The 12946-nt window shown below is 63.3% G+C and carries 12 protein-coding genes; 5 read left to right on the top strand and 7 right to left on the bottom strand.

Translation table 11 applies throughout. The features are described from left to right. The first annotated feature begins 7 nt into the window (after positions 1-7). Together CSQ93_RS04410 and moaD are read left to right on the top strand one after the other, a co-directional pair. A complete protein-coding gene (locus tag CSQ93_RS04410) occupies positions 8-1234 on the top strand; it encodes a molybdopterin molybdotransferase MoeA (RefSeq protein ID WP_099377135.1) in 1227 nt (408 codons plus the stop codon). Between the two features lie 10 nt (positions 1235-1244). Continuing rightward, positions 1245-1511 (top strand): molybdopterin converting factor subunit 1, encoded by a 267-nt coding sequence (gene moaD / locus CSQ93_RS04405; protein ID WP_099376928.1) that lies wholly within the window; start codon positions 1245-1247, stop codon positions 1509-1511. Between the two features lie 46 nt (positions 1512-1557). On the opposite strand, the gene CSQ93_RS04400 is transcribed toward moaD, so the two are convergent. Continuing rightward, positions 1558-1791 (bottom strand): hypothetical protein, encoded by a 234-nt coding sequence (locus CSQ93_RS04400; protein WP_035818526.1) that lies wholly within the window; start codon positions 1789-1791, stop codon positions 1558-1560. 155 nt (positions 1792-1946) lie between these two features. Between CSQ93_RS04400 and CSQ93_RS04395 the strand changes: the two genes are divergently transcribed. Next, complete coding sequence (locus tag CSQ93_RS04395) at positions 1947-3200, top strand: TIGR03862 family flavoprotein (protein ID WP_099376927.1); 1254 nt, start codon at positions 1947-1949, stop codon at positions 3198-3200. Here CSQ93_RS04395 and CSQ93_RS04390 read toward each other — a convergent pair. The 6 genes from CSQ93_RS04390 to hpnC form a co-directional block, all read right to left on the bottom strand. Beyond that, the gene (locus tag CSQ93_RS04390; RefSeq protein ID WP_099376926.1) at positions 3197-4003 is read right to left on the bottom strand and encodes a head GIN domain-containing protein; all 807 of its coding nucleotides are present in this window, start codon (positions 4001-4003) and stop codon (positions 3197-3199) included. The two genes, CSQ93_RS04395 and CSQ93_RS04390, sit on opposite strands and share 4 nt — an antisense overlap. 10 nt (positions 4004-4013) lie before the next feature. After that, positions 4014-4811 (bottom strand): DUF1700 domain-containing protein, encoded by a 798-nt coding sequence (locus CSQ93_RS04385; protein WP_233516035.1) that lies wholly within the window; start codon positions 4809-4811, stop codon positions 4014-4016. Between the two features lie 19 nt (positions 4812-4830). Next, positions 4831-4986 carry a hypothetical protein gene (locus CSQ93_RS04380; RefSeq protein WP_158301114.1) on the bottom strand — a complete coding sequence of 52 codons (156 nt, stop codon included), beginning with the start codon at positions 4984-4986 and terminating at the stop codon, positions 4831-4833. Positions 4987-5110: 124 nt separating this feature from the next. Then, the gene (gene hpnE / locus CSQ93_RS04375) at positions 5111-6496 is read right to left on the bottom strand and encodes a hydroxysqualene dehydroxylase HpnE (RefSeq protein ID WP_099376924.1); all 1386 of its coding nucleotides are present in this window, start codon (positions 6494-6496) and stop codon (positions 5111-5113) included. Further along, positions 6489-7322: a presqualene diphosphate synthase HpnD gene (hpnD, locus tag CSQ93_RS04370; protein ID WP_099376923.1), complete on the bottom strand. Its 834-nt coding sequence runs from the start codon at positions 7320-7322 to the stop codon at positions 6489-6491. The genes hpnE and hpnD overlap by 8 nt, the downstream gene beginning before the upstream one ends. A 46-nt stretch (positions 7323-7368) precedes the next feature. Next, the gene (hpnC, locus tag CSQ93_RS04365) at positions 7369-8250 is read right to left on the bottom strand and encodes a squalene synthase HpnC (RefSeq protein WP_099376922.1); all 882 of its coding nucleotides are present in this window, start codon (positions 8248-8250) and stop codon (positions 7369-7371) included. 290 nt (positions 8251-8540) lie between these two features. Here hpnC and CSQ93_RS04360 point away from each other — a divergent pair, with 290 nt between their 5' ends. Together CSQ93_RS04360 and CSQ93_RS04355 are read left to right on the top strand one after the other, a co-directional pair. Then, positions 8541-9704 (top strand): efflux RND transporter periplasmic adaptor subunit, encoded by a 1164-nt coding sequence (locus CSQ93_RS04360; protein ID WP_099376921.1) that lies wholly within the window; start codon positions 8541-8543, stop codon positions 9702-9704. Next, positions 9701-12799 (top strand): efflux RND transporter permease subunit, encoded by a 3099-nt coding sequence (locus CSQ93_RS04355; protein WP_099376920.1) that lies wholly within the window; start codon positions 9701-9703, stop codon positions 12797-12799. Before CSQ93_RS04360 ends, CSQ93_RS04355 begins: the two co-directional genes overlap by 4 nt. The last annotated feature ends 147 nt before the right edge of the window (positions 12800-12946 follow it).

The raw sequence follows: 12946 nt of genomic DNA, 5'->3' as shown, positions 1-12946 counted from the left end.
GCCTGTGATGAGCGATTCGACCGCACAACGCAAACCGATGCTGTCGGTGGCCGAGGCGCAAGCCTTCATGCTGGGCGCGGCGCGCCCGGTGACCGAGGTGGAGCTGGTCGACACCATGCGCGCCAACGGCCGCGTGCTGGCCACGGCGCAGACGTCGACCCTGAATGTGCCCGAGCGCGACAACACGCAGATGGATGGCTACGCCGTGCGCGCCAGAGACTGCGCCAGCGGCGCGGCCAGCTTGCCCGTGTCGCAGCGCATCGCGGCCGGCCACGTGGGCCAGCCCTTGCAGCCGGGGACGGCGGCGCGCATCTTTACGGGCGCGCTGATCCCGGACGGCGCCGATTGTGTCGTCATGCAGGAGCAGTGCACTGTGCTTGATGGCGTGGTGAGGGTGAATCACGTGCCGCACGCGGGCGAATGGATGCGCCGCCAGGGCGAGGACATCCGCGCCGGCGGTGAAATCCTCGGCGCGGGCCGGCGCCTGCGCAGCCAGGAAATGGGCCTGGCCGCCTCCGTGGGCTTGGCGCAGGTGCCCGTGCTGCGCAAGCTGCGCGTGGCCGTATTTTTCACCGGCGACGAGCTGGCCATGCCCGGCGAGCCTCTGGCACCGGGAGCCGTCTACAACTCGAACCGTTTTACCTTGCGCGGCCTGCTGGAAAATCTGGGGTGCGAGATCACGGACCTGGGCATCGTGCCCGACAGCCTGGAAGCGACAAAAGCCGTGCTGCGCCAGGCGGCCCAGGGCAATGATCTGATCATTACCTCGGGCGGCGTGTCCGTCGGTGAGGAAGACCACATCAAGCCGGCCGTGGAAGCGGAAGGGCGCTTGAACATGTGGCAGATCGCCGTCAAGCCGGGCAAACCCCTGGCGTTTGGCGAAGTGCAGGACGCTTTCTTTGTCGGCTTGCCCGGCAATCCCGTCTCCAGCTTTGTCACGTTTTTGCTGTTCGTGCGCCCGTTCATCCTGCGCCTGCAAGGCGTGGCGGGGAGCCTGGCGCCGCGCAGCTACAAGCTGCCGGCCGCGTTCGAGCGCCTGAAGGCGGACAAGCGCAACGAGTTCTTGCGCGCCAAGGTCAATGACGACGGCGAACTGGAACTGTTCGCCAACCAGAGTTCGGGCGTGCTGACGTCCACCGTGTGGGGCGATGGCTTGATCGATTGTCCACCGGGGCTGTCGATTGCGCGCGGCGACATGCTGCGTTTTATCCCGTTTAACGAATTGCTGTACTGAGGAAGTATCGATGAAGATCAATCTGCGATTTTTTGCCAGCGTGCGTGAGCTGGTGGGCACGGGCCAGGAAGTGCTGGAAGTGGACGCGGGGGGCGTGTCACGGCTGACGGTGGGCGAGGTGAGAACCCTGCTGATCGCCCGCGGCGGCAACTGGGAATATGCGCTGGCGCAGGGCCGCGCCCTGCGCATGGCCCACAATCAGGTGATGTGCGATGCTGATACCGTGATCGGCGAAGGCGACGAGGTGGCGTTCTTTCCGCCCGTGACGGGCGGTTGATCCCGCTTGCCAGTGAGACGGCCACTTCATCGAAGTGGCCGTTTTTTCATGACGACTTGGCTTTCGGTTTATCACCGCTGCACGTGGCGCAAGCAACGGCTTTCTTGTAGCGCCAGTATTTCGAGCCGATGAAGATGGCCGACGCTACCAGCGACCAGGCCAGCGCGCTGAGGATATCGGCCTGGCTGGTGGTGCCCTTGCTGTACTCGACCACCGTCAGGATGATGAATAAGATCGAACTGGCCAGCAAATAGCGGGAAATCCAGAATCCTGCGCCCATGTGTTTCTCCTCTTGTCGTCTCGTTGTCTCGTGAAGTCCAGCCGCTGATCACTGCGGCATCTCCGCGCAGTATGCATCATTTTTCGGCATTCTTGCCATCCCCGCGCCTTATCTCGACTAAAATGCCGGGGTTTTCACCGTCTTTCCAGCTTGCCATGACCCATTCCAGCCTTCCTCCCTTTCACATCGCCATCATCGGCGGCGGCCCCGCCGGCCTGATGGCCGCCCAGGAAGCGTCCAGCCGGGGCGCCAGGGTGGAACTGTTCGACGCCATGCCGTCCGTCGGCCGCAAATTCCTGCTGGCGGGGCGGGGCGGCATGAATATCACCCATGCGGAAGACTACTGTTCCTTCATCTCGCGCTACGGCAGGCCGGCACGCTGGATCAAGCCGGCGCTGGACCAGTTCGGTCCGCAAAAAGTGCGCGACTGGGTACACGGCCTGGGCGTGGATACCTTCGTCGGCTCCTCGAACCGCGTCTTCCCGACGGATATGAAAGCGGCGCCGCTACTGCGCGCCTGGCTGCACCGCTTGCGCGAAGCGGGCGTGCAATTTCACATGCGCCACCGCTGGACGGGCTGGCGCGACGGCCAGCTGGTATTCGCCACGCCGGAGGGTGAGCGTTTGCGCGCCTTCGACGCCGTGATACTGGCGCTCGGTGGCGGCAGCTGGGCGCGGCTCGGTTCCGATGGCGCCTGGGTACCGCTGCTGCAAGAGCAGGGCGTGGCCGTGACGCCTTTGGTGCCGGCCAATTGCGGCTTCGACGTGGACTGGAGTGAGCATTTCAGCAGCCGCCATGCGGGCGAACCGCTGACGACGGTGGCCATCTCGGCGCGCAACATCCATGACTGCATGATCAAGCGCCAGGGCCAGTTCGTCATCACGGCGGGCGGCGTGGAAGGCAGCCTGATTTATGCCTTATCGGCCGCCCTGCGCGAGCAGATCGCCGCCGAGGGCAGCACCACCATCTGGCTGGACCTGGCGCCTGACCACACGCATGAACGCGTGTTCGAAGAAGTGACGCGCCCGCGCGGTTCCCGCTCCATGTCCAGCCACCTGAATAGCCGCCTGGGCATCAAGGGCGTGAAATCGGGCTTGCTGCGCGAATGCCTGAGTGCGGCCGACTTCGCCGACGAAGCCAGGCTGGCGGACGCCATCAAGCTGCTGCCCGTGACACTCGTACGCCCGCGCCCCATCGACGAAGCCATCAGCAGCGCTGGCGGCGTGGAATTCGACGGAGTCGAAGGCAGCATGCTGCGCGCCATGCCGGGCGTGTTCCTGGCGGGGGAAATGCTGGACTGGGAAGCGCCGACGGGCGGCTACCTGCTGACGGCCTGCCTGGCGCAAGGCAAGGCGGCCGGCGAGCAGGCGGTCAGTTGGCTGGAAGAGAAAGTGAATGCCGAAAGTTAATGCCAGGTAATCTCGCCTGAGCCGCTTTTCTGGGTCTCGCGCTGGCGCGGGTTGCCGTGGACGTGGATGTCGCCGCTGCCGCGCAGGGTCAGGTTGCTGGCGTCGCGCACGAAGACGGTGCTCGTGCCGGAGCCTTGCAGGCTGACGCTGGCCTTGTCGGCGGCCAGGTGCTCGGCATCGATGTCGCCTGAACCGCTGAGGTCGGCGCGCAGGAATTTCGTGTTGCCGCTGGCGGCGATGCGCCCGGAGCCCACCATTTCCAGCACCACGCTGTCGCTGTTGCCGGCATTGATGTCGAGGTCGCCGCTGCCGTTGACCGTGGCTTGTACCTGCTTGTAGCGTCCCGTGAAACTGACGTCGCCCGATCCCGTCAGTTCCAGAATAAAGCTGTCGCCGGAAAATCCCGTGATCTTGCTGTCGCCGTTGCCATGCACTTCGACGCGCACGAGGGCTGGCAGCACCAGTTCCACCTGCAGCGGCTGGCGGTGGTGGAACAGCATGCCTTTCGGGCCGATATGCAGGGTGGTGCCATCCTGCGTGGTGTCGACATTCGACAGCAGACGCTGTTCGCCGCTGACCTTCAGCGAGGGCGTGGCGCCGCGGCGCAGCACCAGGTCGATGGGGCCGGCCAGGTCGATGCTGTTGATATTGGCGGCCACCGGGCGCGTTTCGCTGCGCACGGCACGGCCGGCGGCACTGCTGGGATTGCTGATTCCCTTGGCGCGCAGCGCCGCATACGACATGGCGATCAGGACCAGTGCCAGCAAGAGCATGGACAGGCCAACTTTGAGCAAGCGTTTCATGGCAGCCTTTCTAGTGACCTTTGAGCAGGGAAACATTCATGGCAACGTAGCGCTTGATGCCGATCAAGGTATAGCGCGTTACGACCAGACTGAGCAGGAAGATGGCGATGCCGCCGAGCAGCATACCCACGCCAAAGACGGTTTGCGTGGTGCGCGCATCGCGGTCCATGTCGGTGGAGATGCGGATGCCGCCGCCAGCCAGCGCCTCGGCCCGCTCCATCATGCGCGAGGAAGCGCCGGGCGTCCTGGGTTCGGACTCGGCCGGGTCATGCTGCAAGGGGCCGGGCAGGTGATCGACTTCGATGCCCGTGTCGCCGATGGTGATGCGCGTTTCGCGCCGTTCGCCGTTTTCGCCGCCGTCATCGTCATGGATGAAGACGTGGCGCAGCGGACCGTCGAGCACCAGTTCGTTGGCGCCGGACAAACCGCTGGCCGTGATGGCGATGCCGGCCAGGTAAAAGCTCAGGCCGACGGCGTACAGGGTGGCCAGCAGGGCCGCGTAGACGGCGGCAGGCACGACCATGAACAGGTTGAAGATGGCCAGGCCCACGAGCGAGACGAGCAGGCGCAGCAGGTTGACGGGGGTTTTCTTTTGCTCGAAAGCCTGGCGGTGCGTGCTGCTGCGCAAGGTGAGGGCGATTTTTTTCGGGTCGCCCAGGTCTTCGGCAACTTCGTGCTCGCTGCGGCCGGCCGCCGCGCCTTCGATGAAGGTCTGCTCGTAATAGTCGAGGGTCTTGGCCACCAGGTCCGGTGGCAAGCCTGCCAGTGCGCGCCGCAGTGCGTCGAGATAATCTTGTTTGTTCATCATATTCTTCCTGTCCGCCGCTTCAGCCCATGGCCGGCAGCAGCATGCTTGCCTGGCTCAGCATCAATGGTGCTTGTGGCGCCTGCTGTACTTGAATGACGATCAAGGTGGCCAGTATCACACCAGCCAGCAGCGCCAGGGCTTTCAAGCTATTTTTCAAGTGCAAGGTGGTGTGCATGGTATTCCCCGTGGCATGGCCGTTGTCGATGGTCAGACTGTACCCAAGCGTACGCGAGCGCACCAGCGCGGTGCGACAGAATGCAATTTCGCGGGGGCGAGCGACACCAGGGGAGGATGCACCGTCAGGTCTGTTTTGCCGTCTTGCCCGTGGTGACGACCCTGGCCGCCGCCACGCCGCTGCGCACGGCCGCCTCGATGGTGGCCGGATAATCCTGCGTCCGGTCCTCATTGGCCGTGTAGTCGCCGGCCAGCAGCAAGCCCGGCATGCCGCTGGCGTTGCCGGGGCGTAATAAATCCGGCGTGCAGGCAAAGGTGGCGCGCTTTTCCGTGATCAGCTGGGTCCACACGGGCTGGGCCAGCTCAGGACGTTGCAGCACCTGCGCCAGCTGCGCCGCGATGGCTTGCGCCAATGGTCCGTGGCCTTGCTCTGCGGCATAGCCGGAGGCGCTGATGACGACGGCCAGCAAGCCGGCCTGGCTGGCGTCGAGCTGGCCCCGGTCGAAGACGAACTGGCCCCAGTGCTGCAGCTGCGGCGTATCGACGAGAGCGTAAAACGGCAAGTCCAGGTGCACCGAGGCATCGTATTGCAGGTAGCAGGTGCTGATCGCTTCCGGCGTGAAGGCTTGCATGCGGTCAATTGCGTCATCGAGGCGTGCGTCCTGCAAACCTTGCAGCAGGCTGGCTGCTTGCACGGACGAGGTGGCCACGATGACGCCGTCATACTGCGCGCCATCCTCGCCGCCGTCATCGAGTCGCCAGCGGCCATCGGCCAGGGCGTGCAGGGCGGCAACCTTGGCGCCCGTGCGCACTGCGCCGCCATGCTGTTCTACATAGCGGGCGGCCGCGTCGGGCAACACGCTGCTCAGGTCCGCTTTCGGGATCAGCATGTCGGAGGCGCGGCGGCGGCTTGCGCCCAGGCTGTCGCGCAGCACGTTGAGGAAGACGCGGGCCGAGGCGCGCTCGGGCGGCGTATTCAGCGCGGCCAGGCACAGCGGGTGCCACATCAGCCGGTTCAGGCGGTCCGTCTGGTCGAAGCGCTGCAGCAATTCGCTGACCGTGCAATCGTTGTACAGCTGCCAGCCCATCGTCCGCATGGCGGTGGAAAATCGCATCAGGGCCAGCTTGTCGGCGCGCAATAATCCCTTGGCGCGCAGCAAGGCCCAGGCCAGGTGCAGCGGCGCGGGCAGGCGGGGCGCGAGAAAATCCATGCCGCCGGAGTTTGCCGGATAGCGCATCTGCAGGGGCAGCGTGAGGATCAGCTCGGCAGGGTCTTGCCCCGCCAGCTTGATCAGGCGCAAGGTTTCCGTGTACGCGCCCAGCAGGATATGCTGGCCGTTGTCGAGCACGGTTTTTTCCCGTTCGACGCGGCGCGCGCGGCCGCCCAGGGTGCGTGCCGCCTCGAACAGGGTCACCGAATGACCGGCGCGCGCCAGTTCCATGGCCGCCGCGCAGCCAGCCCAGCCGGCGCCGATGACGGCGTAGCGTTGCTTCACGCTGCTCTTAGCCACGAACCCAGGTCTTCCAGGCCAGCCACAGTTTGCGGATCGGCGTGAGCGAGATGCGCTGTTTCAGCACGTGGTAGCCGTCGCGCTCGACTTCATTGAGCACGGTGCGGTAGATGGCGGCCATGATCAGGCCAGGGCGCTGGGCGCGGCGGTCTTCCGCCGGCAGCAGGGCAAACGCTTCGTCGTAGGCCTTTTGCGCGCGCGCCACCTGGAAGCGCATGAGGTTTTCAAAATTTTCGCTGTGGCGCGCGTTCAGCAGGTCGGCTGCCGTCACATTGAATTGCTGCAATTCGCTGATCGGCAAATAGATGCGCCCCTTGCGCGCATCCTCGCCCACGTCGCGGATGATGTTGGTCAACTGGAAGGCATGGCCCAGTTTTTCCGCGTACAGCAGCGTTTCCGGGCGGGTCGCGCCAAAGATGCTGGCCGACAAGATGCCCACCACGCTGGCCACATGCCAGCAGTAGCGGCTCATGGCCTGGTAGTCGAGGTAGCGGGTCTGGTTCAAGTCCATTTCCATGCCGTCGATGATGGCCTGCAAATGTTTTTCTTCCAGTTGGTACACGGCCAGATGCGGTTCCAGCGCGCGCATCACGGGATGCGTGGGGATGCCCTCGTACATGGCCTTGACTTCCTTGCGCCACCAGACCAGCTTGGTGCGTGCCACGGCTTCGTCCGTGCAATCATCGACCGTGTCATCGACTTCGCGGCAGAAGGCGTACAGGGCCGTGATGGCCTTGCGGCGCTCGGCGGGCAGGAACAGGAAGCTGTAGTAGAAGCTGGAGCCGCTCTGGGCGGCCTTTTGTTGGCAGTATTCGTCGGGAGACATAGTCAAAAGAGCAAGGGTTGCAGATCGAAGCCGCTATTCTATCGTCTTACAGAGTGGGCGACGGGGGAAAAGCCGTTTTTACTTGTGTCTCTTGATGCAAGCTTTTGCGCGACATGCGCAGCGCGCGCCAGAAAATGATCAGCCAGTCGCGTTTCTCCAGCTTGGGGCGGCGCCGGAACACGTCGTAATTGACGGCTTCGATGCATTCGAGGATGCGCAAGCCTCCTTGCACCACCAGACGCAGCTCCCAGCCGATGCGCCCGCGCAGGCGCAGGGCCAGCGGCGCGCCGGACAGCATCAGGGCGCGCGTGCGGGCCACTTCGAAGCGCATCAGGGCGCTCCACTTGCCGTGCGCCTCGGGCCGCTCGAAGGCGGCGGCGGAGACGGCAAAGCGGGTCAAGTCTTCCATCGGCAGGTAGATGCGCTCTTTTTGCTGGTCGATGGCGACGTCTTGCAGGAAATTAATTAGTTGCAAAGCTGAACATATCGCATCGGAATCGCGTACATTCTGTTCATCGGCCGCGCCATACAGGTGCAGCATCAGCAGCCCCACGGGGTTGGCCGAGCGGGCGCAGTAATCGAGCACGTCGTCATAACTGGCGTAGCGCGTCGTTTCCACATCCTGCTTGAAGGCCGACAACAGATCGTAAAACGGCTTCAGCGGCAGCTGGTGTTTGGCGATGATGGCAGCCAGGCGTTCGAACATGGCGGCGGTCTCGCCAGCATGGTCTTCCTGGCGGGCGATGCGGCCCAGCGCTGCTTCATAGGCGTGCAGGGCGGACAGGCGCTCGGCCGGCGTGGCGTCGCCTTCATCGGCCAGGTCGTCGGCGCTGCGGGCGAAGGCATAGATGGCTTCGACGGCAGGCACCAGGCGGCGCGGCAGTAAAAATGATGCAACTGGAAAATTTTCGTAATGGTCTACAGGCATGAACACACTTCTCTAGTCTTGCGTTTGCCCGGCACCCCTGAAACGCTGGAATGTGGCCGGACGTTGTACGTCTCAAGATTAATGACGCAAAAGTCACTAAAAACTTTTACGCACGATTATAATTAATAACCAGAAAGTCATTAGGGGAAAATCACTCCCCGTCATGATCAAGCTGATATTGTCACAAATTTAAGGATATCGCGTGCGAAAAAGTTTGGCTTGGCCCAAAGGACAAGCAAAAAGTTTCTCCGCATAAAAATATTGCAGCCCGCATAGTAAAGGAAAATACCTTGTTTGCCCTGAAAACCCTGCGCCGCGAGACCGGCGTACCAGCTCTTCCCGCCCTGCGGCTGATTGCCGCTGCCGCTCTGGCGCTGACCCTGGCGGCCTGTTCCAAGCCTGCCGTCAAAGTGGAAGACGTGCGCCCCGTGCGCGCGATCGTATTGTCTAGCAGTAATGTTGACGTGAGTGCCGAGCTGGCGGGCGAGGTCGTGCCCCGTGTCGTATCGCAGCTGGGCTTCCGCGTGGGCGGCAAGATCGTCGCGCGCAAGGTCGACGTGGGCGCCACGGTCAAGAAGGGGCAAGTGCTGATGCAGCTCGACCCTGTCGACTTGCAGCTGTCGCAGGCGCAGGCCAAGGCTTCGCTGGTCAGCGCGGAAACGAGCCGCGACCTGGCGCGCGCGGAACTCAAGCGCTACCAGGACTTGCGCGAGAAAAATTTCGTCAGCCAGGCCGTGCTCGACGGCAAGGACGCCACCTACAAGGCGGCGCAGGCGAACGTGGAAGCGGCCCAGGCCCTGTACCGTGGCCAGGCGAACCAGTCCGGCTATGCCAGCTTGCTGGCCGACGTCGACGGCGTCGTCACGCGCATCGAGGCCGAAGTGGGGCAGGTGGTGGCGCCCGGCGCGCCCGTCGTGCAAGTGGCCAAGAGCGGCGAGAAGGAAGTCGTGATCGGTATTCCTGAAGACAAGGTGGAAACCTTGCGCGGCGTCAAGGATGTGGTGGTGCGTCTGTGGGCCGATCCGAAGCAGGGCTTGCCGGGCAAGATACGCGAAGTGTCGCCCGTGGCCGATGCCGCCACGCGCACCTATATCGCCAAGGTCAGCATCCCGGACGCGCCGCAGGCACGCCTGGGCATGACGGCCGTGGTGCAGTTCGCCTCGCAAACGGCCACGCCGCAGATCAAGGTGCCGCTGACGGCCCTGTTCAATGAGAAATCGCAAAGTTCCGTGTGGGTGGTGGAAAACGGCGCCGTGAAGCTGGTGCCGGTGACGGTGGGCGGCGTGGCGGGCAATGAGCTGCTGCTGACTTCGGGCGTGAAAGCGGGCCAGACCGTGGTCACGGCCGGCGTCAACCTGCTCAAGCCTGGCCAGAAAGTGTCCATCCTCGGCGCCGAACTGGCCAGCAAGCCTGATGTCGCCGCTGCCGCCGCCAGCGTGGGTGCCGTCAAATGAAGGGCGGCTTCAATCTGTCGCGCTGGGCGCTCGAACACATTCCCCTGACGCGCTACCTGATGGCCGTGCTGCTGATCGGCGGCATGCTCAGTTATGCCAGCCTGGGCCAGGATGAAGATCCCCCGTTTACCTTCCGTGCCATGGTGCTGCAAGCGTACTGGCCCGGTGCCACGGCCTTGCAGATGGCCGAGCAGGTGACGGACAAGCTGGAAAAGAAACTGCAGGAAACGCCGTACATCGACGAGATCACCAGCTATTCGAAGCCGGGCGAAACCTTGATCCTGCTGGAGCTGCGCGAATCGGCGCCGCCCAAGGAAACGGCGGCCGCCTGGTACCAGGTGCGCAAAAAGATCGGCGACATCCAGGGCACCTTGCCGGCCGGCGTCGTGGGGCCGTTCTTCAATGACGAGTTCGGCGACACGTATGGCTCCATCTTCGCCCTGTCCGGCGACGGTTTTACGTACGCGGAAATGAAGGATTACGCGGACAAGGTGCGCCAAGAACTGCTGGCCGTGGGGCAGGTATCGAAGGTGGAACTGTTTGGCGTGCAGGATGAAAAGATCAATATCGTCTTTTCTCACAAGAAATTTGCCCAGCTGGGCATTCCTTTCGACGCCATCGTGCAGCAGCTGTCCGCGCAAAACAGCATCAACGCCACGGGCGTGCTGGTGACGCCGACGGACAATCTGCAAGTGCGCGTGACGGGCGCCATGCTGACCGTCAAGGACCTGGAAAACCTGGAACTGCGCGCCAACGGCACCACCTTCCGCCTCGGTGATTTTGCCACTGTGAAACGCGAACTCGTCGATCCTCCCAAGGACAAGATGCGTTTCAACGGCAAGGAAGTGATCGGCCTGGGCGTGTCGATGGAAAAGGGCGGCAATATCATCGACATGGGCAAGGCCTTGCAGGCAACGGTGACGCGCATGAAGAGCGAGTTGCCCGTGGGCATAGAACTGCAGCGCGTGTCGAACCAGCCGGAAGCCGTGTCGGCCTCCGTGGGCGAATTCGTGCATACCCTGATCGAAGCCATCCTGATCGTGCTGGCCGTCAGCTTTGTCGCGCTGGGCTTGCACACGAAACCGCTGCGCATCGACGTGCGGCCGGGCCTGGTGGTGGCGCTGACCATCCCGCTGGTGCTGGCTGTCACCTTCCTGTTCATGCGCCTGCTCGACATCGACTTGCACAAGATTTCGCTCGGTGCCCTGATCATCGCGCTGGGCTTGCTGGTCGATGACGCCATCATTGCCGTCGAGATGATGGTGCGCAAGATGGAAGAGGGCATGTCGCGCTTCGACGCGGCCACGTTTGCCTACACGTCGACGGCCATGCCCATGCTGACGGGCACCCTGATCACGGTGGCGGGCTTCTTGCCCATCGGCCTGGCCAAGTCGGCCGCCGGCGAATACACGTTCTCCTTGTTCTCCGTCAATGCGCTGGCCCTGATCATCTCGTGGGTGGTGGCCGTCGTTTTCACGCCATATATCGGCTACGTCTTGCTGAAAGTGAAACCGCACGCGCATAACGACCATGAATTGTTCGACACGCCGAACTTCCGCCGCTTCCGCCGCGCCGTCACCTGGTGCGTGGAGTGGCGCAAGACGACGATCGCCGCCACCCTGGCCATCTTTGCGCTGGGCATCTATGGTTTCAATTTTATCGAAAAGCAATTCTTCCCCGATTCCAGCCGTCCCGAACTGATGGTGGAACTGTGGTCGCCCGAAGGCACGACGTTCGCCGCGAATGAAAAGCAGGTCAAGAAATTCGAAGCTTTTGTGGGCAAGCTCGACGGCGTGGAAAGCGTGACCAGCTATGTGGGTACGGGCAGCCCCCGTTTCTACTTGCCGCTGGACCAGATCTTCCCGCAGACCAACGTGTCGCAAGTGGTGGTCTTGCCGAAGAGCCTGGCCGACCGCGAACGCTTGCGCCAGCAAATCGTCGATGTCTTCAAGAAAGATTTCCCGGAAGTGCGGGGCCGCGTCAAACTCTTGCCGAACGGACCGCCGGTGCCGTATCCGGTGCAGTTCCGCGTCACGGGGCCGGAAGTGGCCGGTGTGCGCGCCATCGCCGACCAGGTCAAGGACATCATGCGTGCCAATCCGAACACCCTGGGCGTCAACGACAACTGGAATGAATCGGTGAAGGTACTGCGCCTGGACCTGGACCAGGACAAGATGCGCGCGCTGGGCGTCACCTCGAAAACGGTGATGCAGGCGGCCAATACGATCCTGTCGGGCACGGTCATCGGCCAGTTCCGCGAAGACAATAAATTGATCGATATCCAGGTGCGCCAGCCACTGGAAGAGCGGGCGACGATTTCCGTGCTGAATGACACGAATATTCCGACTGCGACGGGCAAGTCTGTGCCCATCTCGCAGCTGGCCCGCGTGCATTTCGTGTGGGAGCCGGGTGTCGTCTGGCGCGACAAGCGTGAATGGGCCATCACCGTGCAGTCAGACGTGATCGATGGCATCCAGGGCGCCACCGTGTCGACGCAGCTGGCGCCGCAGCTCGACGCCTTGCGGGCCAAGATGCCGGCCGGCTACCGCATCAATGTGAAGGGCGTGGCGGCCGACAGTGGCGAGGCGGAAGCGTCGATTGCGGCCAACCTGCCGCTGGCGATCTTCATCATCTTTACCTTGCTGATGTTGCAGCTGCATAGTTTCTCGCGCTCGCTGCTGGTGTTCCTGACGGGGCCGCTGGGCGTGGCGGGCGCCGCGTTTGCCTTGCTGCTGTTGCACCGCCCGCTGGGCTTCGTGGCCAACCTGGGCGTCATCGCGCTGTTCGGCATGATCATCCGCAACTCGGTGATTCTCGTCGACCAGATCGAGCAAGACATCAAGGATGGCTCGGCCCCGTGGGATGCCATCATCGATTCGGCCGTGCGCCGCTGCCGCCCCATCGTGCTGACGGCCGCCGCCGCGGCGCTGGCCATGATCCCCTTGTCGCGCTCCGTGTTCTGGGGGCCGATGGCAGTCGCCATCATGGGAGGATTGATCCTGGCGACGGCCTTGACTTTATTGTTCCTGCCAGCCCTGTATGCGGCCTGGTTCCGGGTCAAGAAGCCGGAGCCGGTGAGCGCAAAAGAAGGCTAGCAGCCAGCATCAGGGTGCAGGCATAAAAAAGGCGGCATTCCTCTGGGAAATCCAGTAGAATGCCGCCTTTGCTTTACCGAGGGCTTGCTCTATAAGTCCACGGTAGCCAGATCGCTCCCGAGTTGTTAAAATCAGAGGCGACAGGCG

The sequence above is a fragment of the Janthinobacterium sp. BJB426 genome (genome assembly GCF_002735705.1).
Lineage (GTDB): Bacteria > Pseudomonadota > Gammaproteobacteria > Burkholderiales > Burkholderiaceae_D > Janthinobacterium.
Note: the sequence above shows the minus strand (reverse complement) of the source record. Positions and strands in the feature narration are given on the sequence as shown.

Excerpts from the sequence above, each read along its gene's own strand:
- CSQ93_RS04410 (WP_099377135.1), top strand. The coding sequence starts at position 8 with ATGAGCGATTCGACCGCACAACGCAAACCGATGCTGTCGGTGGCCGAG.
- CSQ93_RS04380 (WP_158301114.1), bottom strand. The coding sequence starts at position 4,986 with ATGCACACCACCTTGCACTTGAAAAATAGCTTGAAAGCCCTGGCGCTG.
- CSQ93_RS04385 (WP_233516035.1), bottom strand. The coding sequence starts at position 4,811 with ATGATGAACAAACAAGATTATCTCGACGCACTGCGGCGCGCACTGGCA.
- hpnC (WP_099376922.1), bottom strand. The coding sequence starts at position 8,250 with ATGCCTGTAGACCATTACGAAAATTTTCCAGTTGCATCATTTTTACTG.
- moaD (WP_099376928.1), top strand. The coding sequence starts at position 1,245 with ATGAAGATCAATCTGCGATTTTTTGCCAGCGTGCGTGAGCTGGTGGGC.
- hpnD (WP_099376923.1), bottom strand. The coding sequence starts at position 7,322 with ATGTCTCCCGACGAATACTGCCAACAAAAGGCCGCCCAGAGCGGCTCC.
- CSQ93_RS04395 (WP_099376927.1), top strand. The coding sequence starts at position 1,947 with ATGACCCATTCCAGCCTTCCTCCCTTTCACATCGCCATCATCGGCGGC.
- CSQ93_RS04355 (WP_099376920.1), top strand. The coding sequence starts at position 9,701 with ATGAAGGGCGGCTTCAATCTGTCGCGCTGGGCGCTCGAACACATTCCC.
- CSQ93_RS04400 (WP_035818526.1), bottom strand. The coding sequence starts at position 1,791 with ATGGGCGCAGGATTCTGGATTTCCCGCTATTTGCTGGCCAGTTCGATC.
- CSQ93_RS04390 (WP_099376926.1), bottom strand. The coding sequence starts at position 4,003 with ATGAAACGCTTGCTCAAAGTTGGCCTGTCCATGCTCTTGCTGGCACTG.